Source organism: Devosia sp. Root105, from assembly GCF_001424865.1.
Taxonomy (GTDB): Bacteria; Pseudomonadota; Alphaproteobacteria; order Rhizobiales; family Devosiaceae; genus Devosia_A.
On sequence record NZ_LMCR01000012.1, the window covers coordinates 590,381 to 610,669 of the forward strand.

Annotated in this window: 22 protein-coding genes; 9 read left to right on the forward strand and 13 right to left on the reverse strand. The window is 63.9% G+C overall.

Going from position 1 to position 20,289, the window contains the following annotated elements; all coding sequences use genetic code 11:
- Positions 1–5 precede the first annotated feature (5 nt).
- Positions 6–1,019 (reverse strand): porphobilinogen synthase, encoded by a 1,014-nt coding sequence (gene hemB, locus ASC68_RS11555; protein WP_248310531.1) that lies wholly within the window; start codon positions 1,017–1,019, stop codon positions 6–8.
- 197 nt (positions 1,020–1,216) lie between these two features.
- On the opposite strand from hemB, the gene ASC68_RS11560 reads away from it, so the two are divergent.
- The 4 genes from ASC68_RS11560 to ASC68_RS11575 all read left to right on the forward strand — a co-directional run bounded on the left by ASC68_RS11560 (position 1,217) and on the right by ASC68_RS11575 (position 4,207).
- The gene (locus ASC68_RS11560; RefSeq protein WP_055878947.1) at positions 1,217–1,600 is read left to right on the forward strand and encodes a hypothetical protein; all 384 of its coding nucleotides are present in this window, start codon (positions 1,217–1,219) and stop codon (positions 1,598–1,600) included.
- Positions 1,601–1,891: 291 nt separating this feature from the next.
- A complete protein-coding gene (locus ASC68_RS11565) occupies positions 1,892–2,401 on the forward strand; it encodes a MarR family winged helix-turn-helix transcriptional regulator (protein WP_055878949.1) in 510 nt (169 codons plus the stop codon).
- Positions 2,402–2,681: 280 nt separating this feature from the next.
- Positions 2,682–3,947: a L,D-transpeptidase family protein gene (locus ASC68_RS11570; protein ID WP_162247934.1), complete on the forward strand. Its 1,266-nt coding sequence runs from the start codon at positions 2,682–2,684 to the stop codon at positions 3,945–3,947.
- Positions 3,947–4,207 carry a hypothetical protein gene (locus ASC68_RS11575; RefSeq protein ID WP_197421173.1) on the forward strand — a complete coding sequence of 87 codons (261 nt, stop codon included), beginning with the start codon at positions 3,947–3,949 and terminating at the stop codon, positions 4,205–4,207. The genes ASC68_RS11570 and ASC68_RS11575 overlap by 1 nt, the downstream gene beginning before the upstream one ends.
- 61 nt (positions 4,208–4,268) lie before the next feature.
- On the opposite strand, the gene ASC68_RS11580 is transcribed toward ASC68_RS11575, so the two are convergent.
- The 10 genes from ASC68_RS11580 to rpoZ form a co-directional block, all read right to left on the reverse strand.
- Positions 4,269–4,916, reverse strand: a complete 648-nt coding sequence (locus ASC68_RS11580; protein WP_055879870.1) for a VOC family protein — start codon at positions 4,914–4,916, stop codon at positions 4,269–4,271.
- Between the two features lie 105 nt (positions 4,917–5,021).
- Positions 5,022–5,495 (reverse strand): SRPBCC family protein, encoded by a 474-nt coding sequence (locus ASC68_RS11585; RefSeq protein ID WP_055878954.1) that lies wholly within the window; start codon positions 5,493–5,495, stop codon positions 5,022–5,024.
- A 43-nt stretch (positions 5,496–5,538) separates the two neighbouring features.
- On the reverse strand, positions 5,539–6,261 hold the full coding sequence (recO, locus tag ASC68_RS11590; protein WP_055878955.1) for a DNA repair protein RecO: 723 nt from the start codon (positions 6,259–6,261) through the stop codon (positions 5,539–5,541).
- 24 nt (positions 6,262–6,285) lie between these two features.
- Complete coding sequence (gene era / locus ASC68_RS11595; protein WP_055878958.1) at positions 6,286–7,236, reverse strand: GTPase Era; 951 nt, start codon at positions 7,234–7,236, stop codon at positions 6,286–6,288.
- Positions 7,233–7,937: a ribonuclease III gene (gene rnc, locus ASC68_RS11600; protein ID WP_055878959.1), complete on the reverse strand. Its 705-nt coding sequence runs from the start codon at positions 7,935–7,937 to the stop codon at positions 7,233–7,235. The genes era and rnc overlap by 4 nt, the downstream gene beginning before the upstream one ends.
- Positions 7,937–8,701 carry a signal peptidase I gene (gene lepB / locus ASC68_RS11605; RefSeq protein ID WP_244488443.1) on the reverse strand — a complete coding sequence of 255 codons (765 nt, stop codon included), beginning with the start codon at positions 8,699–8,701 and terminating at the stop codon, positions 7,937–7,939. Before lepB ends, rnc begins: the two co-directional genes overlap by 1 nt.
- Positions 8,702–8,731: 30 nt before the next feature.
- On the reverse strand, positions 8,732–9,151 hold the full coding sequence (gene acpS / locus ASC68_RS11610) for a holo-ACP synthase (RefSeq protein ID WP_055878965.1): 420 nt from the start codon (positions 9,149–9,151) through the stop codon (positions 8,732–8,734).
- Complete coding sequence (gene pyrE, locus ASC68_RS11615; RefSeq protein WP_055878968.1) at positions 9,148–9,732, reverse strand: orotate phosphoribosyltransferase; 585 nt, start codon at positions 9,730–9,732, stop codon at positions 9,148–9,150. The genes acpS and pyrE overlap by 4 nt, the downstream gene beginning before the upstream one ends.
- Entirely contained in the window at positions 9,729–12,002 is a 2,274-nt protein-coding gene (locus tag ASC68_RS11620) for a bifunctional (p)ppGpp synthetase/guanosine-3',5'-bis(diphosphate) 3'-pyrophosphohydrolase (protein WP_055878970.1), read from the reverse strand. Before ASC68_RS11620 ends, pyrE begins: the two co-directional genes overlap by 4 nt.
- Before the next feature lie 189 nt (positions 12,003–12,191).
- Positions 12,192–12,560 carry a DNA-directed RNA polymerase subunit omega gene (gene rpoZ, locus ASC68_RS11625; RefSeq protein ID WP_055878973.1) on the reverse strand — a complete coding sequence of 123 codons (369 nt, stop codon included), beginning with the start codon at positions 12,558–12,560 and terminating at the stop codon, positions 12,192–12,194.
- Positions 12,561–12,907: 347 nt separating this feature from the next.
- Here rpoZ and ASC68_RS11630 point away from each other — a divergent pair, with 347 nt between their 5' ends.
- From ASC68_RS11630 to ASC68_RS11645, 4 genes are all read left to right on the forward strand, one after another.
- Positions 12,908–13,519 carry an NYN domain-containing protein gene (locus tag ASC68_RS11630; protein WP_055878975.1) on the forward strand — a complete coding sequence of 204 codons (612 nt, stop codon included), beginning with the start codon at positions 12,908–12,910 and terminating at the stop codon, positions 13,517–13,519.
- 219 nt (positions 13,520–13,738) lie between these two features.
- Entirely contained in the window at positions 13,739–14,374 is a 636-nt protein-coding gene (locus ASC68_RS11635; protein WP_244488442.1) for a uracil-DNA glycosylase, read from the forward strand.
- Positions 14,375–14,494: 120 nt separating this feature from the next.
- Entirely contained in the window at positions 14,495–15,364 is an 870-nt protein-coding gene (locus ASC68_RS11640; protein ID WP_055878980.1) for a FecR family protein, read from the forward strand.
- 134 nt (positions 15,365–15,498) lie between these two features.
- Positions 15,499–16,368, forward strand: a complete 870-nt coding sequence (locus tag ASC68_RS11645) for an alpha/beta fold hydrolase (RefSeq protein WP_162247933.1) — start codon at positions 15,499–15,501, stop codon at positions 16,366–16,368.
- Between the two features lie 42 nt (positions 16,369–16,410).
- Here ASC68_RS11645 and smpB read toward each other — a convergent pair whose 3' ends face one another.
- Positions 16,411–16,875, reverse strand: coding sequence for an SsrA-binding protein SmpB (gene smpB / locus ASC68_RS11650; protein ID WP_055878984.1), 465 nt, complete (start codon positions 16,873–16,875; stop codon positions 16,411–16,413).
- 100 nt (positions 16,876–16,975) lie between these two features.
- Entirely contained in the window at positions 16,976–17,857 is an 882-nt protein-coding gene (gene dapA / locus ASC68_RS11655; RefSeq protein ID WP_055878988.1) for a 4-hydroxy-tetrahydrodipicolinate synthase, read from the reverse strand.
- A 340-nt stretch (positions 17,858–18,197) separates the two neighbouring features.
- Between dapA and ASC68_RS11660 the strand changes: the two genes are divergently transcribed.
- Positions 18,198–20,255 (forward strand): lytic transglycosylase domain-containing protein, encoded by a 2,058-nt coding sequence (locus ASC68_RS11660; RefSeq protein ID WP_055878992.1) that lies wholly within the window; start codon positions 18,198–18,200, stop codon positions 20,253–20,255.
- Positions 20,256–20,289: the final 34 nt, after the last annotated feature.

Sequence of the window (20,289 nt, forward strand, 5' to 3'; positions counted from 1 at the left end):
ACGGCCTAGGCGTTAAGCAGCCGGGCCGCCTCGAGGGCGAAGTAGGTCAGCACGCCGTCGCACCCTGCCCGCTTGAAGGCCACGAGGCTTTCCAGCATGGCGCCCTCGCCATTGATCGCCCCAGCCTCCGCCGCAAAGCGGATCATCGCGTACTCGCCCGATACCTGGTAGGCGAACAGCGGCACGTCGAAGGCGTCGCTGACGCGCTGCACGATATCGAGATAAGGCAGCCCCGGCTTCACCATCACCATGTCGGCGCCCTCGGCGATATCCTGCGCCACTTCGCGCATCGCCTCGTCCGAATTGGCGTAGTCGAGCTGGTAGGTACGCTTGTCGCCAATGAGCCGGCTGCCCGAGCCTACCGCCTCGCGGAACGGGCCGTAATAAACCGAGGCGAACTTGGCCGAGTAGGCCATGATGGCCACGTGGTCAAAACCCTCGGCATCGAGCGCCCGGCGGATGGCGGCAACGCGGCCATCCATCATATCGGACGGGGCGATGATGTCGGCCCCGGCCCTCGCCTGCATCAGCGCGGCCTTGACCATTGCCTCGACCGTCTCGTCGTTGAGGATCTCGCCGTCACGGACCAGCCCGTCCTGGCCGTCGGACGAGTACTCGTCGAGCGCCACGTCGGTGATCAGCCCGATATCGACGCCGGCATCGCGGATGGCGCGCAGCGCCTGCGCCGTCAGGTTGTCCGGGTTCCAGGCTTCGCTGCCATCGGCATTGCGCCGGTCGTCCTGGGTATTGGGGAACAGCGCCAGCGCCGGGATACCCTCGGCGGCGGCCGCCCTGGCCGCTTCGACGACGAGATCGACGCTCAACCGTTCGACGCCGGGGAGCGTGCGGATGGCGGTGCGCTCGTTCTGCCCCTCTATGATGAAGAGCGGCCAGATCAGGTCGTGCGGCGTGAGCACGGTCTCGCGCACCATGTTGCGCATCCAGCCGGTGCGACGCAGCCGGCGCTGCCGCCGCCCGCCGAGAAAGCTCATGTCGTGCTTGGGCCAGTTCGTGCTCATCAGGCGCTCCATCAGGGCATCCCGCCATTCGTCAAACGGCGAAATGCCCTCATTCTTTTGTTTGTCGCGCTCTCGAACCGGAAAAGTCTGCAACTTTTCCTGAGAACGCTCCGGACCGCGGCGCTTCTATCAGGCACGGCGGTCCTGCGCCAAGGCTTGCGCTTGTCGCACCATCCCATCCGCGCTATCCACGCCGGATGGATTTCAAGAGCGAACTCGCCGGGCGCTATCTGAGGATCATCGCGATCATCGCGCTGCTGCTCGGCCTTGCCGATGCGTCCCGCCTGCTCGGGGTCTCCTCCGGCGCGGTCAGCCCGATCGCCCAGCTCGGCCCCACTGGCTTTGCCTTCCTCACCGTGTTCTGCCTCGCCCGGCTGTTCGCCGCGGTGGGCCTGTGGATCCGCGCCAGCTGGGGCGCCGTGCTGCTGGTTGGCGCCACCCTCGTCGAGCTGGCGCTCTACCTGGGCGGAGTGCCCGGCGCCGAGATGGGGGCCTTTGGTTTCGCCCTCAGGCTGCTGCTAGTCGGCGGCATCGCGGTGCTGTTCTTCCTCAGCTTCCGGCTGCGCCGCGCCCACGACTAGGGCCTAAAGCGCGTCGCGATCTCTGGGATTCGCTCGTGCGCTTTAGCCATTTTTCTGCGCATGTCTTTGTCCCGAAAACGGTACCCACCTTCGGGAGACATGCTGCGGTAACGGACGATTCAGGTTACAATTTTCTGACCTGCGGTTACCTCTCGTAAAGCCAAATTCCTGAACTTTTTCCGTAAGATAGTTTTAAGTCTACGGCTTAAGGCCATCTTATTTGGGCCCCCGTAGTTTGGGGCCTATGAGACGCGAAGAAATCGCGCAAGACGACAGGACAGTGAGGCAACAATGGCAATCAAATCCAACGCCGCAGAGGCAATGGTTCCGGAAGAAGCTCTCGGGCTGAAGCCGCTCTACCTCGAAGCCGTCAGCCGTGTCGAACGGCTCCATCGCCGGCTGCTCGACCTGATCAAGGACGAGTTCGACCGGATGGGCTGGGACGATATCAACCCCGTCCAGGCGCTGCTGATGTTCAACATCGGCGATGCCGAGATGACCGCCGGCGAGCTGCGCTCGCGTGGCTACTATCTCGGCTCGAACGTCTCGTACAATCTCAAGAAGCTGGTCGAGACCGGTTATATCTTCCAGGAGCGTTCGCGTTCCGACCGCCGCTCGGTCCGCATCCGCCTCACCCCCAAGGGCGAGGAAGTGGCCGAGGTGATCGACGAACTCTATGATCGTCACCTCAAGTCGATCGAAAAGGTCGGCGGCCTCAGCGGCGAGACGTTTGAGGGCCTCAACAAGGCGCTGGGCCGCCTGGAGCGCTTCTGGGTCGACCAGATCCTCTACAAGCTCTGACCGCGGGCAGAGCTCGCTCTGCCTGGGCCCAAATCGACCAGTGTGGCATCCTCGCCACAGCGGATTCAGCAAACGCCGGCCTTAAGCCGGCGTTTCTTATTTATGCCCAGAATTCGGCTATGCATCGAAGCAATTGCAGGCTGATCCCTCGTCACTGCAAGTCCCTTGGTTTTGTGCGTTCAGACGGCCGGCAGTTCACACCTGCTTGACCACGTTGGAGGCATACTGGGGCCGATGCTATGAGGGACAACCTCTCGGAATGGCGACTTTGGGTGACTTGATGCGGTTGAATCGACGGAACCTCCTGACCTCCATGGCGGCGATGGGCGCCGGCCTTGCGATGCCGGCCATCGTCAGGGCGGAGGAAGACAACTTCTGGGACGCGCTTAACAAAGATAAGCGGATCAAGAACGTCGATCAGGAAGGCAACACCGCCACCGCCAAGAGCCTGGTCGATACGATCGAGCCGATCCTCAGCTACGACACCTCGTACAACCTGCAGCTGGCAATCCAGAACTATGAAGCGTTCATCGCCGCCAACGGCAGCTGGGAAGCGCCGACGCGAGAGACCTTCGGGCTGAAGCTGGGCGAGTCGCGCCGGGCCGCTGCGCTGTTGAAGCGCCGCCTGATGATCAACGGCGACATGCCGCTCGAAAAGCGCGTCAACGACGAGTTCGATGCCGGGCTTGATGCTGCGGTGCGCCTGTTCCAGGCCCGCCACGGCCTCGTCATCAACGGCGCCGTGGACGAAGCGACGTTCTACGCATTGTCGGTGCCGGCGGATTACCGCCTCAACCAGCTTCGCCTCAATGCGCAGCGCATCGACCAGTGGGCCTCGGCGCTTTCCGATCGCTATGTCGCGGTGAATATTCCGGCGGCGGTTGTCGAGGCGGTCGAGGGCGCGCAGGTGGTGCAGCGCCATAACTCGGTGGTGGGCAAGGTCGACCGCGCCACGCCGATCCTCAACTCCAAGATCTTCCAGGTGAAGTTCAATCCTTACTGGACGGTGCCCAAGAGCATCATCGAGAAGGACATGATCAAGTACATGAACGAGGATCCGGAATACCTGACCAAGTTCCGCATCCGCATCTTCGACGGCAAGGGCAACGAGATCCCGCCGACGGCCATCAACTGGCAGACCACCGAGGCAGTGAAGTACACCTTCCGGCAGGATCCGGGCGGCGAGAACTCGATGGGTCACTGCAAGATCGATTTCTACAACAAGTACGACGTCTACATGCACGACACGCCGCAGAAGGCGCTGTTCGGCGAGAACGCCCGCTTCCACTCCTCGGGCTGCATGCGCTGCGAGAACATCGAAGAGCTGGTGGCCTGGCTGCTGCGCGACAATGGCGGCGGCTGGACCCCCGAAAGCGTCATGGCCGCATGGGAGCAAGGCATGCGCGAGGACATCAAGCTCGACGTGCAGATCCCGATCCACACCACCTACATCACTGCCTGGGCCAACCGGCAGGGCACGGTGAGCTTCCGCGACGACGTCTATCAGTTCGACGCGCAGGGCATCGTCAACTTCGGCGAAGGCTGATGGCGATGGCCGGACCCGACAATCGTCCGTCCGGCCAACAGCCTTCCGGGCATAGAGTCCTCTTCGAGTTCACGCAACTCGGCCAGCAAATGCGCGTCGCCGCGATCGACGAGGCGACCGGCACTGAAGTGGTGGTGATCACGCCGCTAACCGCCAGCCGCTTCCAGATGCAATCGCTGGCGCTGGGCAAACTCCGCCGCCGGCTCGGCATCGAGGAGCCGCCCCCGCCGCCCGGGCCGAAGCCGGCGAAGTACGCTTAGTCATTCTCGCCATGCTTGGCGCGTCTGGTCCCATTCGGCGGGCTGGCGCGGCCCGGACTGGTCAGTCGGCAGGTCCGGCAAACAAGACGAGGTTGCCGTCGGGGTCCAGAACGATGAAGGTTCTTGCCCCCCAAGGTTCCTTCCGCAACTCCTGAAAGAAGCTCACGCCGGCAGCTTGGAATTCCAGGAACAATTGCTTGATCTCCGCTGCGGTATCCACGGTGATCGAGGCGGACAGAAGCCGCTGGCGCTGACGAATATCCCCGACAAACACTGGCTCTCCGACAAACCGCAGGCAAAGTCGCGCGGCCCCGCGCCTGACCACCCCGTAGAACGGTGGATCACCATAGGCAAAGTCGGTGGCAAAACCGAGCTTGGCGGTGAAGAACTCACACGACGCTGTAACGTCGGCGACATAGAGGTGGGCCTCAGCACCGGTGAGAAGCGGAACTGCGGGTGTGTGTGTGACTTGCATGCTCATGGCTGAATATCCTGCCTTTAGCGCCTGCCATCCACTGAAGCCCAACTGGTGAGCGACAAGCTCCTGCGCATCGCTGAGCCTGAACTCGCTCTCCAGCACCTGCACATTGTTGAGGTGCCGGAACTGCGGTAACGCAGCTCTGATCTCGGCGGCAACTGGGTGGTACCGCTCGCGGTGCCAACGCAGATATTGCTTGGCCTGCTTCTTTAGGTTTTCCAGATTTGGCACGGGCGCAACTACGGTTGAGACATCGTAGGTGGGCATTGCCCCTTCGACCTCAGCCGATGCGCCCTACTGCAACAACTGTACGATGCTCGCACCGGCCGGGAGCTGTCAACGAGCATTCCCCTCTACATACCTCGCCAGATTCTCCAGCGACGACCTCAACCCCGTATCGTGATCTTCCTTGCTGATGCCGGGCGGCACGTCTTCGGCGAGGATGATGACGCGGGTGCCGCCATCGGCGGGCTCGAGGTCCCAGACCATGCGCATCGTACCGGCGAAGGCCGGATCGTCGCTCCTGAAGCGCACCAGTTGCACCACGCGATGACCAGGGACCAGTTCGGCGAATTCCGACTCCACCATGTCGGTATCCTCGGTGGTCTTGCCGGGACCCGGAACGCTGTAGTGCAGCGCCATGCGGAAAGCGCCGCCGGGGCGCGGTTCGAACTCCAGCATTTCGCCGGTCATCCCCTCGGGTGGCAGCCAGGCCAGCAGCGCGTCGCGATCGACGAACGCCCGGTAGATCGCCTTGGGCGGCGCGGCGATGATCCGCGACGCGGTGTCGATGCGCAGGTGCTCGGTCATGGCGGTTCTCCTTGAGACAGCAACGCGCGAGGTGCGCCGTGGATCAATCGGCTGGCTTCGACACCAGCTCGATGAAGGTTTCGCGGATCGCCGGCGGTTCGAGCTGGCGCGCCAGCCAGACATGCATATCGAGGAAATGCCCGGTCAGCGTGAAGGCGGCGCCGACATCCTCCGCTGTCGGATCGGCGCTGCTGATCAGGAATGGCGGCAGCCGCAGCAGCCGTGGCAGGTAGGGCTCGGCGGCGGCGCGACTGACGGCCCGGCCGGATTTCGGCGAGACATGGGTCAGGTCGCGCGTCGTGCCGGTCGCGGCGCAGCTCGACAGATCAAGACCGAAACCCAACTCATCGAGCAGGATCAGCTCGAAGCGTGCCACCGAGGCACCGAGTTCAAGCACCAACCCCTCCTGGTCGAGGATGCGGATGGCAAGGCCAAGCAGGCGATCATGCGGATCGCGCTCCGGCAGCAGCCGCAGGTGTTCGCAGACGATCTGGCTGGCATAGAGTTTTACCCGGTCCGCAATCAGTCCGGCTGCGCGCGCCTCGAGCAGCTCGAGCGTGAAGGTGCCGAGGTGCTCTTCCAGCCGGGCGCGCCAGCTGACCTGCACCGAATTGCCGGGCTGCAGCGTCGCCGCGAGCTTCGATGAACGACCACCGCGGATCAGCCCGAGGTGCCGCCCCCTGCCCTCGACCATCACCTCGGCGATGACGCTCGACTCGCCGTGTCGGCGGACGCCGACAATCAGCCCTTCACCGTCCCACTGCATAGACCGTCGCGCCGCGGTGCGCCCTCACTTCTGGTGCGGGTACTCCAGCCCCATTTCGCGATAGCGCTCGGGGTCGTCGCCCCATTTCTCGCGGACCTTGACGAAGATGAACAGGTGCACCGGCACCTCGAAGATCTCCATCAACTCCTTGCGCGCTTCAGCACCGATCGACTTGATGGTCTGCCCCCCGGCGCCCAGGACGATTTTTTTGTGCGTGTCGCGGGTGACATAGATCACCTGGTCGATGCGATACGAGCCATCCTTGTTGATGGTGAACTTCTCGCCCTCGACCGTGGCGTTGTAGGGGATCTCGTCATGGACACGGAGGAACAGCTTTTCGCGCGTCACCTCGGCGGCGGTGATCTGCAGCGTCAGGTCGGTCAGCTGATCCTCGGGGAAGTGCCAGGGGCCGAGCGGAATGCGCTTCAATGCCCAATCGAGCAAGTCCTGCACCCCGCTGCCGGTCAGCGCTGAAATCATGAAGGTCTGTTCGAAGCGCAGACGCCCGTTGAGAGACTCGGCCAGCTTCAGCAGCTTTTCCGGCTTGATCAGGTCGACCTTGTTGAGCACCAGCACCTTGGGGTGCGGGACGTTCTCCAGCCCCTGAAGCAGCGCCTCGATCTCAGGAGTGACGCCGCGCTCGGCATCGACGATCAGGGCGACGAGGTCGGCATCGCCCGCACCGGTCCAGGCAGCTTCGACCATGGCGCGGTCGAGCCGGCGCTTGGGCGCGAAGATACCCGGCGTGTCGATGAAGACGATCTGGCCATCCCCCTCGGTCACCACGCCGCGGATCATCGAGCGCGTCGTCTGCGCCTTGTGGGTGACGATCGAAACCTTGGTGCCCACCAGTGAGTTGAGCAGCGTCGACTTGCCGGCGTTCGGCGCGCCGACCAGCGCGACGAAGCCGCAGCGGGTGTTTTCGCCGGCCACCGGCAGCTCGGCTGCCTCGGGCATTTCGTTCTTGTCGGTCATATCGTGTCGCGCCAGACTTTCTCTCGGATCAGGAAAGCCTCGGCGGCCTTGTGCTCAGCCAGCTTTTTGGAGGGGCCGGTGGCGGTGATGGCGGGGAAATCGCCGAGCCGCACGGCAATGGTGAATTCCGGCGCGTGATCGGGGCCGGTGCGCTCGACTTCGGCATAGAGCGGCGGCTCGAGGCCCCTGCCCTGCGCCCATTCCTGCAGCGTGGTCTTGGGGTCGGCGCGGACATGCCCGGCGTGGTCGAGCTGCTCGCCGAACAGCCGCTCGACGATCTCGTAGGCCTGGCCCAGCCCGCCATCGCAGAAGACGGCGCCGATCACCGCTTCGGCGATGTCGCCGAGGATGGCATCCTTGTTGGCGCCGCCGGTGCGCGCCTCGCTGTCGCCGAGATTCATCTCCGAACCGAGGTCGAGCTGCCGAGCGATGGCGGCGCAGGTTTCCTTGCGCACCAGGGTGTTCAGCGAGCGCGACAGCTCGCCTTCGTTGGCCTTGGGCATCCGGCGATACAGCATGTCGGCCACGACGAGGCCGAGCACGCGATCGCCGAGGAACTCGAGCCGCTGATAGGAGCGCTCGATGCGCTTGCCTGGGGAAACGGCGCTGGAGTGAGTCAGCGCCCGATCGAGCAGGTCGGGGTCGGCAAAGCGATAGCCCAGACGAGCTTCGAGCTTTTCGTGCGAGCGTCCCTTCGCCATCAGTTCACGGACTGGAACATCCGGTCCCAACGCACGTTGGCCGGCCATTCCCACAGCTGCCACGGCGGCAGATTGTTCTTGATCGAGAAGAACCGCGCCTCGGCCTTGCCGATCAGGTTATCGAGCGGCACGTAACCCACCTGGCTCAGCACGCGGCTGTCGGCGGACCGGTCGCGGTTGTCGCCCATCATGAAGAAGTGGCCCGCGGGAACGACGTACTCGGCGGTGTTGTCGAGTTGCTCGTTATCGGAGATCTCCTGGATGGTGTGCGTGACGCCGTTGGGCAGCGTCTCGGTGTAGACGGTCACCGGCACGGTGGTCATGTAGCTGTCGGTATCGGTCGCCGTACCGGTCTGCTGGCGCTCGACCATAGTGCCGTTGATGTAGAGGCGTCCCTCTTTCATCTGGATGCGATCGCCCGGCATGCCGATGACGCGCTTGATGTAATCTTCGTTGGTGATTTCGTTGCGGAACACCGCGACATCGCCGCGCTTCGGCTCACTGCCGAAAATGCGGCCGTTGAACGGCAGCGCGATCGGGAACGAGTATTTGCCAAAACCCCAGGTCCACTTGTTGGCGATGAAATAGTCGCCGATCATCAGCGTCTGCTGCATCGAGGCGGTGGGGATCGAGAACGGCTGGTAGAGGAACGTCCGGAAGATCAGGGCGATCGCCAGCGCCTCGATGATCACGATGATCGTCTCGAGCAGCTCGTTCTTCTTCTTGCCGGCCTTGGCTTCGGCTTTCGACATGGACTGGCTCATTTCTCGCCTCTACCCCTGGGGGTCAAGTGGTTATGGGAGGGCCGCCGCCTGGTCAACCGGCAGCGCCTCGATAATGACGAACGCCTGGGCCATGCCGCCGTCGTCGGTAATGGTCAGGTGGATATGTGGCTTGTGGCCGGCCGGAACAAGCCGCTCCAACATGCGGGCAGCGCCATTGGTCAACTTCATGGTCGGCTTGCCCGAAGGGAGGTTTACGACGCCCATGTCGCGCCAATAAACGCCGAAACTAAGGCCGGTTCCCAGCGCTTTCGAGCAGGCTTCCTTGGCGGCAAAACGCTTGGCATAGGAGGCCGCGCGCTGGGCTCGGCGATCCGATTTCTGCCGTTCGAGCTCGGTGAAGATCCGATGCGTGAAGCGATCGCCATAACGCTCCAGGGTCTTTTCGACCCGCTTGATATCGCACAGGTCGTTACCGAGGCCGATTATCATGAGAGCCCCCTCGATCCCGGCTTGATCGCCGGGATAGCCGCAAGCTCGGGCGGCAAGGCGTCGGCCGGATAGGCCGGCACCTTGTACTCGACCAGCGAAACCAGCGGCACGCCGACGTCCGCCTCGCCGGCGGAGCGGTCGATCAGGCACGCCGCAGCGACGACATCCGCGCCGGTCTTCGTGATCGCCTCGATGCACTCGCGGATCGAGATACCGGTCGAGACGATATCCTCGACGATGATGACCTTCTCGCCGGGCGCGAGCTCGAAGCCGCGGCGCAGCTCGAACTTACCCTCGACCCGCTCGGTGTAGATCGCCGGCACACCCAGGTGCCGCGCCGTCTCGTAGCCCGGAATGATCCCACCCACTGCCGGGGAGACGATCTGGCTCACATCGCCATAGCCTTCGGCGCGGATCTTCTCCGCAAGGGCGCGGCAGAGCTTTTCCGCCTTGGCCGGGTGCATGAACACCTTGGCCTTCTGCAAAAAAATCGGCGAGCGCAGGCCGGAGGAGAGGATGAAATGCCCCTCGAGCAGCGCGCCGCTCTCACGGAACAGGTCCAGTACTTCGTCAGTGGTCACGCGGGCTCCTCTTGCCGTTCAGGCGCAGTCCATTCCAGCCGGTCGAGCGCGCGGGCCTCGGCGACCGTGGCGCGCTGCACATCCGAGATCCCGGCCGCCAGTTTCAGCGAGTTCAGCACGTCGGTGAGCTGGGCGAGATCACGGACCTCGATCTGGAAGATGAACCGATGAAAATCGGGCGATTCCATGCGCATCACCAAATTATGGATGTTGGCCTCGCAGGCGGCAATCACCGTGGAAATCTGGGCCAGCGAGCCCGGCTTGTTCTGGGCCTGCATCGAGATGACGCAGGGATGATCGCGGTCCTCGCGGCCGGCCACGTCCCAGCGCACGTCGATCCAGGCGACGTCGCTGTCATAGAGCTCGGACAGCGCGTCAGAGTGAATCGGGTAGATGATGATCGGGGTGTCCGGCGTCATGATGCCGACCAGCCGATCGCCCGGCACCACGCCCTCGGGCGACACCTCGACCCGGGTATTGAAATCGAGCTGGGTCAGCGCCGCCTTGGCCTTTGGGCCGGAGCGCGGGTTGCCCGGGACGCGGAAGCGGAATTCGTCGGTCGCCTTCAGCGCGAACCAGCCCTCGGCCTTGTCGGGTACCGGCAGGTCGATCTTCTTGCGCCGCCGCTTGATACCCTTGACCTCCATCACCTGGGTGTCGAGGTCCTCGCCGCTGATCTTGCCTTCGCCCAGCGCGATCAGCAGCTCGCGCTTGCCCGGCTGGCCCAGCCCCTCGGCAAGCAGCTTGAACTCGGCATCGTCGAGCCCCGTGCCTTCACGCTCGAGCAGAATCGAAACCATATGCTCGCCGAGCGCATAGGCGCGGGCCTGCGCCTGCAGCCGCACCGCACGGCGAATGGCGGCGCGGGCCTTGCCGGTTGCTGCGATGGTCTCCCAGTTCGACGGCGGCAGGTGGTTCTGGTCGCGGATGATCTCGACTTCGTCGCCGGAGCGCAGCTGGGTGACCAACGGCACGATCTGGCCGTTGATCTTGGCGCCCACACAGGTGTCGCCGATGTCGGTGTGCAGCGCGTAGGCGAAGTCGATCGGCGTGGCGCCGCGCGGCAGGGCGATGAGCCGGCCGCGCGGGGTGAAGCAGAACACCTGGTCCTGGAACAGCTCGAGCTTGGTGTACTCGAGAAAATCCTCGGTCGAGGAGCCGGCGGTCAGGTGGCTGATGGTCGAGCGCAACCAGACGAAGGCTTTGCTCTCGTTCTCGATCTTGTGGATGTCGGTGGCACCCTCCTTGTAGAGAGCGTGCGCAGCGATGCCGAGCTCGGCGATGCGATGCATTTCCTCGGTGCGGATCTGCAGTTCGGCGCGCTGCCGCCCGACCCCGACGATGGTGGTGTGGATCGAGCGATAGTCGTTGTGCTTGGGGACCGAGATGTAGTCCTTGAACCGCCCGGGCACGACCTTCCAGTTGGTATGGACGATCCCCAGCGCCCGGTAGCAATCGGCGACGCTCGGCACGATCACCCGGAAGCCGATCATGTCCGAGAGCTGCTCGAGGGCGATTTGCTTCCGCTCGATCTTGGTGAAGATCGACCAAGGCGATTTCACCCGCGCCGAAACCCGCGCGTCGATGCCGTCGCCTTTCAGCTTCTCGCTGAGTTCGGTCTTGATGGTCTTGATGGTGTCGGCGAACTCCGACTTCATCTCGTCGAGCCGGTCAGTGATCGCCTTGTAGTGGTCCGGCTGCAGCACCCGGAACGCCAGGTCTTCGAGCTCCTGGCGCATGTCCTGCATGCCCATGCGGCCGGCCAGCGGCGCATAGATATCCATCGTCTCGGTGGCGATGCGCTTGCGCTTGTTCTCGGGCATGAAGTCGAGCGTGCGCATATTGTGCAGCCGGTCGGCGAGCTTGACCAACAGCACCCGGACGTCGGCCGAGATGGCGAGCAGGAGTTTTCTGAGATTCTCCGCCTGCGCTTCTTCGCGGGTCACCAGCTGCAGCCGGTCGATCTTGGTCAGCCCGTCGACAATGGCGCCGATCTCCGGACCGAACAGCTGGTCGATTTCGGCGCGCGTCGCGTCGGTATCCTCGATGGTGTCGTGCAACAGCGCCACCGCGATCGAGGCGTCATCGAGCTTCAAATCGGTGAGGATGGCGGCGACTTCGAGCGGGTGGGCAAAGTACGGGTCGCCCGAGGCGCGCTTCTGCGTGCCATGCTTTTGCATGGCATAGACATAGGCCTTGTTGAGCAATGCCTCGTCGGTATTCGGGTTGTAGGCCTGCACCCGTTCGACGAGTTCGTACTGACGCATCATAGGGTTACCGCACTCTCCTACGCGGCCCCGCCTCGGCGGCTCACGTCTCTTCGGCGCGAGGTTGCCCGGAAACGTCCCACGACTTTTCCTGATCTCGCCCGACCGACGATGCAAACAAAAAAGCGCCGGGCGGAAACGCCCGACGCCTCAAGACTATATATGCGAGATCAGCCGCCGATCAATCGGAGCTTAGTCGTCCCGGCGCTCCGGCGGAGCCAGGGATTCGATACCGCGCAGCAGTTCGTCTTCGCTGATGGTGTCGAAGGTGTCGCTGTCTTCGTCGGCGTTGGCATCGAGCAGCGGAGCGGCGTGCTTTTCGGGCTCGTCGACCTCGACGTATTTCTGCAGCGAATGAATCAGGTCCTCGCGCAGGTCTTCGGGGGAGATGGTGCCATCGCCAATTTCGCGCAGCGCCACGACCGGGTTCTTGTCGTTGTCGCGATCGACGGTGATGGACGAACCAGCCGAGATCATGCGAGCGCGGTGCGCTGACATCAGCACGAGGTCGAAACGGTTCTCAACCTTCTCAATGCAGTCTTCGACGGTGACGCGGGCCACGTACGTCTCCAGGTTGTTGTGGGATCAAGCGGCCCTCATACACGACCGGGTCGGTGGGCACAAGGTTTTCAGTCTCGGGACACAACAGCGTGTTTTTACCACAGGGATATGACGCCTACGCAGTTTTTGTTTCGTGTGACGGAACAATGGTTTGGGCCGCGGGGGCGAATCCCGACCGAGTGGCTCCGAATTTATGGGGATTGCAAATTCCCGGGATTAAGCGCGTATTCCGAACTTAGGGAGCGGACCACGCCTTAAATGGGCTACCCTTCGATCCTAGCGGTAAGCCAACGATAGTTTATGCCGGGCAGCCTGAGAGGCCGGCCGCCCCGGTCAGGAGAACAGGCATGTCAATTGATCCGCGCGAGAAGATAGTTCTCTTCATCGATGGCGCGAATCTCTATGCGACCAGCAAGGCCATCGGCGTCGATATCGACTATCGCCGGCTGCTCGCAGAGTTTCAGTCCAAGTCGTACTTGCTGCGCGCCTACTACTACACCGCCCTGGTCGAGGACCAGGAATACTCCTCGATCCGGCCCCTGATCGATTGGCTCGACTATAACGGCTTCACCGTCGTTACCAAGCCCGCCAAGGAGTTCACCGACGCTTCCGGACGCCGGAAGATCAAGGGCAATATGGATATCGAGCTCACCGTCGATGCCCTCGAGATGAGCCAGTATTACGATCACCTGGTGCTGTTCTCCGGCGACGGCGATTTCACCGCGCTGGTGGCGGCGCTGCAGCGCAAGGGCAAGCGCGTCACGGTCGTCTCGACGCTCACCACGCCGACTCCGATGATCGCCGACGACCTGCGCCGGCAGGCGGACTTCTTCATGGACGTCGCTGATCTCGCCAAGATCGTCGGCCGTACCCCGCCGGTCGACCGCACATCGCCGCAGGTGGAACGAAGCGCGCCGGTTGACCGCACCATGGCGACCGTGGACCCTAAGGGAAGCTGAGTCCCAGAGCAGGATTGCGATTCGTTGAAGCGCCTTCCTGCTCCAAGTTTATGTTTTGTCGCGAGATCGAACCGGAAAGGTCTGCAACCTTTCCTGATCTCGCTCCCGCATTTCTCGTTTATCGAAACGAGAAATGCTGGAATCGCTTGATTGTCGCGCGTTCGAACCGGAAAAGTCTGCAACTTTTCCTGAACGCCGCTCCAGCCCTGACGGTTGCCATTGCCTGAGACCAACCCGCCGCACGATTGCCCGCGCTGCCCTCGCCTCGTGGCGTTCCGCCACGACAACCAGCGCGCCTATCCGGACTACTTCAACGGGCCGGTGCCCACCTGGGGCGACGAACACCCCGGGCTGATGATCGTCGGCCTTGCGCCAGGCTTGAAGGGGGCCAACCGCACCGGCCGGCCGTTCACCGGCGATTATGCCGGCGACCTGCTCTACGCCACGCTCGAAAAGTTCGGTCTCGCCACGGGGCACTACCAGCAGCGGCCGGATGATGGGCTCGAGTTGCAGGACGTGCTGATCGCCAATGCGGTGCGGTGCGTTCCGCCGCAGAACAAGCCGACCGGCGACGAGATCAAGACCTGCCGGCCCTTCCTCGGCGCGGCTATCGCGCATCACCGTCCCCGTGCCTTCCTGGCGCTCGGTCGCATCGCGCACGATTCGCTGCTGACGACGCTGGGCGAGAAACGCTCGAAATTCGCCTTCGGCCACGGCGTCGAGCACCAGCTTTCGAGCGGCGCAACGCTGTTCGATAGCTACCACTGCTCGCGCTACAACACGAACACGGGCGTGTTGACCACTGCGATGTTCGAGGACGTCGTGGGGCGTGCGGCGCGGGCGATTACCGCGTAGACGCCGCATCCTGCCAAGAGCAACGGCGCCGCCGTCTGTCGTGCTCACGAAATCGACAGTTGAACTCGCACGTAAACAAAGTCTTAATACGCGAACAGACAGGGACTGAGGTCCACGGTCATGCCGCGTCTTGGGATTTTCTTCGCACTGCTGGTCGCACTGCTGACGGCGGATGCCAAGGCAGCGGATTCACTTGGCCAGGTCGCCGAGGTCCGGCCGGAGGCGACGGGCGGTTTCGGCCAGGCGCGGGTCAGCCTGCTCAAGGGTTCCGAGCTGCGCGAAGGCGAGACCGTGGTCACCGGCCTCAATGGCGAGGTGCAGGTCGTGTTCTCCGACCAGACCCGCCTCGTTATCGGCCGTGGCTCGAGCCTCGTGATCGAGCGCTACCTGATGCGCAATGACGGGACGCCGGAGAAGTTCGCGATCAACGCGCTGGCCGGCACCTTCCGCTTCATCACCGGTAACGGCGACAAGAACGCCTACAGGATCGCCACGCCCACCGGCACGATCGGCATCCGCGGCACCGAGTTCGACTTCACTGTCGAGGGGCGGACGGGGCAGACCAACGTCGTGCTGTTCCACGGCGCGGTCATCCTCTGCCCGGTAAGGGGAAAGTGCGTGACGCTCAGCGAGCGCTGCGGCGTGGCGCAACTGGTCTCAAAGCGCGAGGCCGACATCGTGACGCGCGAGGCCGAGCGGCTCAAGGTGGCCGGCGCCTTCCCCTATGTCGCCTCGCAGTCGCGGTTGCTTCGCGACTTCCGCGTTACCCGCCCTGCGCAATGCATCGCGCCGGTGCAGATCGAGCGCGAGACGGCTCAGCGCCTCGCCGTGACCGATCCACCGCCCATCGTTCCAGTGCCGCTGTCGCCACCGCCGCCTCCCCCGACCGAGGCGAAGGGCAATAATGGCCTTGGTAATGGCGGGGAAGGCGATGAGGGCCCAACCGAACAGGGCAACCCCGGCAAAGGCAAGGGCAAGGACAAGCCCTGAAGGCGGATGCGATTGAGCGCTGGAGTGGGCCAAGGTCGCCGTTGACACTCCGGGAGAGCCGGTGACACGCTCGTCAGTCGGATTTTTCTCAGTACCTTCAAAGGGAAGCGCCTATGCAAGTCGTGAAGACCGGAATGACGATGTTGATTGCCTCGTTCGCCCTTGTGGCCGCAACGATGGCCCAGGCGGAGACGGTGAGCGAGGTCACCGTGATGAACGGTGCCCGCGCCGTCCCTGCCACCGTTGTCGTACCGGATGGCGCGGGGCCCTTCCCCGCAGTGGTGATGAATCACGGCCACGGCGGCGGCCGGCAGGAAGGCGGCGGCTTCACCCGCCTGGCCAAGGCGCTGGCCGATGCTGGCATCCTCACGATCCGCATGGATTTCCCCGGCAGCGGCGACAGCAAGGAGCCGTTCACCGAGGGCTACCTCAGCAACATGATCTCGGACTCGAACGCCAGCCTCGCCTACCTGCTGCAGAACTTCCCGGCCGATCCTGCTCGCCTCGGCATCCTTGGCTACAGCATGGGCGGCCGCATCGCACTGACCGTCGGCCAGACGGAAGGCAATCCGTACAAGGCGATGGGCCTGCTCGCCCCATCAGCCAATCCGGGCAAGGATCTGCTGCTGTTCTTCGCGGGCGGATCGGAAGCCGAGTACGAGCGGCTCTATGCCGAAGCTTCCAGCGACAAGGGCTATGCCGATTACACGACGATGTTCGGGCAGCAGCAGAAGCTGAGCAAGCAGTGGTTCGACGAATTGCTGGCTTCCAAGCCGCTCGAAGCCATCAGCGCCTACAAGGGCGCCATGCTGGTGGTGCATGGCGACAAGGACGTGGTGATCAAGCCGGCCGAGAACGAAGCCGTCATCGCCGCCTACCCCGCCGCCTCGATCGTGCTCGTCCCCGAAGCCGACCACGGCTACGGCTTCTACAGCGATCAGCCTGAGGTCAGTGCACTGGTGGAAGGCTCGTTCGCAAAGTTCTTCAGCGAAGCGCTGAAGTAGCGCCCAATGACAGAGGCGGCGCGTGGTTCGGGCTAATCGGCCCTACCCGCGCCCGCCTTCTTTCATGATCCGGGATTTGTCGCGGTTCCAGTCGCGGTTGCGCTCGGTTTCGCGCTTGTCGAAACTCTTCTTGCCCTTGCCGACGCCGATGAGCAGCTTGGCTCGGCCCTGCTCGTTGAAATAGAGCTTCATCGGCACGATGGTGTTGCCGGCACGCTCGACGTCCTGGCTGAGGCGCGCCAGTTCCTTCTTTTTGACCAACAGCTTACGCGGGCGCTTCTCTTCATGGTTGAAGCGGTTGGCCTGCAGGTATTCCGGAATATGCGCGTTGATCAGCCACAGTTCGCCACGTTCCGGCGAGGCATAGGCCTCGGTGATCTGGGCCTTGCCGGTGCGCAGCGATTTCACCTCGGTGCCGGTCAGAACGATGCCGGCCTCGAGCGTGTCGATGATCTCGTAATCGTACCGGGCCCGGCGGTTCTCCGCGATCGGGCCGGTGACGATCATCGCCGGTTTGTTGGGTGTCTTAGCCATGATCTTCCGAGCCAATAGCGAGTGGCGAACAGGAGCAGCCGCATTGGCCACTCCCAACTCGCTGCTCGCTCACTTAGTTGGGCAGCAGGCCCGCATGCGACAAGGCCGCGTCGATGGCCTTCTCGTTGTCCTTGGACACCGGCACCACCGGCAGGCGGAACTCGTTGCGGCAGAGCCCGAGCCTCGCGGCGGCGTATTTGACGCCGCCGGGATTGTTCTCGAGGAACAGCGCCTTGTGCAGCGGGAACAGCTTATCCTGCAGGGCCAGCGCTTCGGCGAAATTGCCCTGCTGGCAGGCGTTCTGGAACAGCGCGCTGAGACGCGGCGCGACGTTGGAGGTCACGGAAATACAACCGTGACCGCCGTGAGCATTGAAGCCGAGCGCCGTCACATCCTCGCCCGAAAGCAGAACGAAGTCGGCGCCCAGTCGCATTCGCTGCGCACTGGCCCGCTCCATGTTGGCCGTCGCATCCTTGACGCCAAGGATGTTCGGATGCGCCTCCTTGAGGCGCACGATGGTATCGACGGAGAGGTCGACCACGGTGCGGCCCGGGACGGAATAGAGGAGGATCGGCAGCGCCGTCGCCGAAGCCACGGCGGAGAAGTGCTGGAACATCCCCTCCTGGGTCGGCTTGTTGTAGTAGGGCACCACCGACAGCACGGCGTCGGCGCCGACTTCTTCGGCAAAGCGCGCCAGCGATACCGCCTCAGCAGTCGAGTTCGAACCGGCCCCGGCGATCACCGGCACGCGCTTGGCAGTTACCTCGACGCAGATTTCGATGACGCGGCGGTGCTCTTCGTGGCTGACCGTCGGGCTTTCGCCGGTGGTGCCGACCGGCACCAGCCCGTGCGAGCCCTCGTTGATCTGCCAATCGACGAAGTTGCTGAAGGCTTTCTCATCCAGCGCCCCGTTCGCGAACGGAGTGATGAGCGCTGTGATCGAACCTCGCAACATTTCGGGTCAGTTCCTCGTCGTATGGGCGCCGCCCCTTGGCGGTCGCGGCTGTGGTTGGTGGGCCGTATGGCCAAAATGTGGCCACATCCCGATCATCGGGGGGCCATAGTCGCGCACCATAGTTTCTCTCGTGCGGCGCGACAAGCAAGCTGTCGATAGAGGGCGCGACGCACACCCACAAGGACCGAGTGGCTAACCAAACGTTCACGCGCGCCGTGCAACCTTGGGACGCTGCAAGGGTGGGGGCACCTTGTTGGACTTCCTATTGCGGACCAACAGGACGGTTACCATGGTTGTTGCGAGGGGCGCGCGCCGCCTGATCGCCACTGGAATTGTTGGCTTGGGTGTACTCGGCGCTGCAACGCTGCCGATCCTGTTGTCACGTGCCAACGATACCGCAACTGCCGATGTGGTGACGCCGGTCACCCGGCCGCCGCTGACGCCCGCCGTCGAGGCTTCGCTGCTCGATCCCGTGACCACCGGTTCGATCCCGATCAAGGCGCCGGTCGTCGATGCGAAGGCCGCCTCGGCTACTTTCAAGGAGGCGCTCGATCTGCTCGCCGACGGCAAGCAGGCAGATGCCTATGCGCTGGCCAGCGGCATCGCCGACACCGCCGAACGCCATGCGATCCAGTGGGCCGCTATCTTCTACGGCAACGGCGAAGTGCCGGCTGCCTCGGTGCAGAGGTTCATCGCCGACGCGCCCGATTTCGCCACGAGCCCCGTATTCAGGACCCGCCTCGAAGAGGCGCTGACCAAGGAAAAGGCCGACGGCGCGACGCTGATCAAAGCGCTTGGCGGCGCCATGCCAAACACCCTGGCGGCGCAGATTGCGCTGGCCGAAGCCTATGTCGGCAGCGGTCAGACGGAACGTGCCGCGCGCATCGCCCGCGCCATCTGGACCGAGAACTTCCTCGACAAAGCCACCGAAGCCAAGGTGCTCAGCCGGCTCGGCAGCCTGCTCGATCGTGACGCCCATTGGGCTCGCGCCATGCACCTGATGATGCATGATCGCGCCACCGGCGTTGAACGGCTGATGCAGTACATGACGCCGGCGCAGAAATCGCTGGCGCTGGCCCGCAACGCGGTGTCGCGCAACACCAAAAACGCCAAGAAGCTGCTCGACGCGGTCGATCCGTCGATGCGCACCAACTCGGTCTACCAGTTCAGCCGCGCCCAGCGTGCCCGGCAGTTCGAACTCTGGGACGACGCCATCAACTGGCTGGACAAGGCCAAGGGCGAGCCAGTTGATGCCGCCGAGTTCTGGTACGAGCGCCGCACCCTGGCGCGCCAGTTGCTGGCGCTGGGCGAAGTCAAGCGCGCCTATCGCGCAGCCGACGGTTATCGGGAAGGACCGGATGGCCGACTGGTCGAGGCGCATTTCCATGCCGGCTGGATCGCGCTGGCGTTTCTGAAGGACGCCAAGGCAGCGGCCCCGCATTTCGAGGAAATGACCAAGCATTCGACCCTCCCCGACTCGGTCACCCAGGCGAACTACTGGCTCGGCCGGGCCCGGCAGGCGCTCGGTGACGAAGCCGGCGCCGCCGAGGCGTTCAGCAAGGCCGCGGCGTTCGGCACCATCTACTATGGTCAGTTGGCCCGCTCGGCGCTTGGCAAGCCGTCGGCTGAACTGCGCGATATGCCCGCCTGGAAACAGGCCGAGGCCGGCTTCGAGAGCCGGGAACCGGTGCGCGCGGTGCGGCTCCTCGCCGACAATGGCCACAAGGAACTGGCGGTCCCCCTGCTCCGCAGTTTTGCCGAGAGCTTTACCGATGGCGCCGATCTGCTGCTGTCGGCGAAGCTCGCCCAGACGCTCGATGCACACCATCTCGCCATCGCCATCGCCGACACGGCGGAAAAGCGCGGCACGCCGCTCGACCTGTTCAATTTCCCCAAGGACGGCCTGCCCAGCACCAAGCTGGCCTCGATGGACCAGGCCGCGATCTACGCCATCACCCGGCAGGAGAGCCGCTTCCAGGTCGACGCCATCTCGTCCGCCGGCGCGCGCGGCCTGATGCAGCTGATGCCGGCAACCGCCAAGGAAACCGCCGGCAAGCTCGGCGTGAAGTACTCGGCCAGCCGGCTGACCAGCGACGGCGAGTATAACGCGCTGCTCGGCTCGACCTATCTCAAGGCGCAGCTTGAACGCTTCGACGGCTCGCTACTGCTCGCCGCCGCCGCCTACAATGCCGGCGCCGGCAACGCCCGCAAGTGGGTGAACACGTTTGGCGACCCGCGCTCCGATGCGATCGACCCGGTCGTGTGGGTGGAACTGATCCCCGTCCAGGAGACGCGGACCTATGTGAAGCGGGTGCTGGGCAACTATCTCGTCTACCGGGCCCGCCTGGGCAAAGACGACCTGAGCATCGGCGAGGCGCTCAGAAAGATCCCGGGATAGTTCGCGGGCCGACAGTTGGGACGGCCGCAAATTC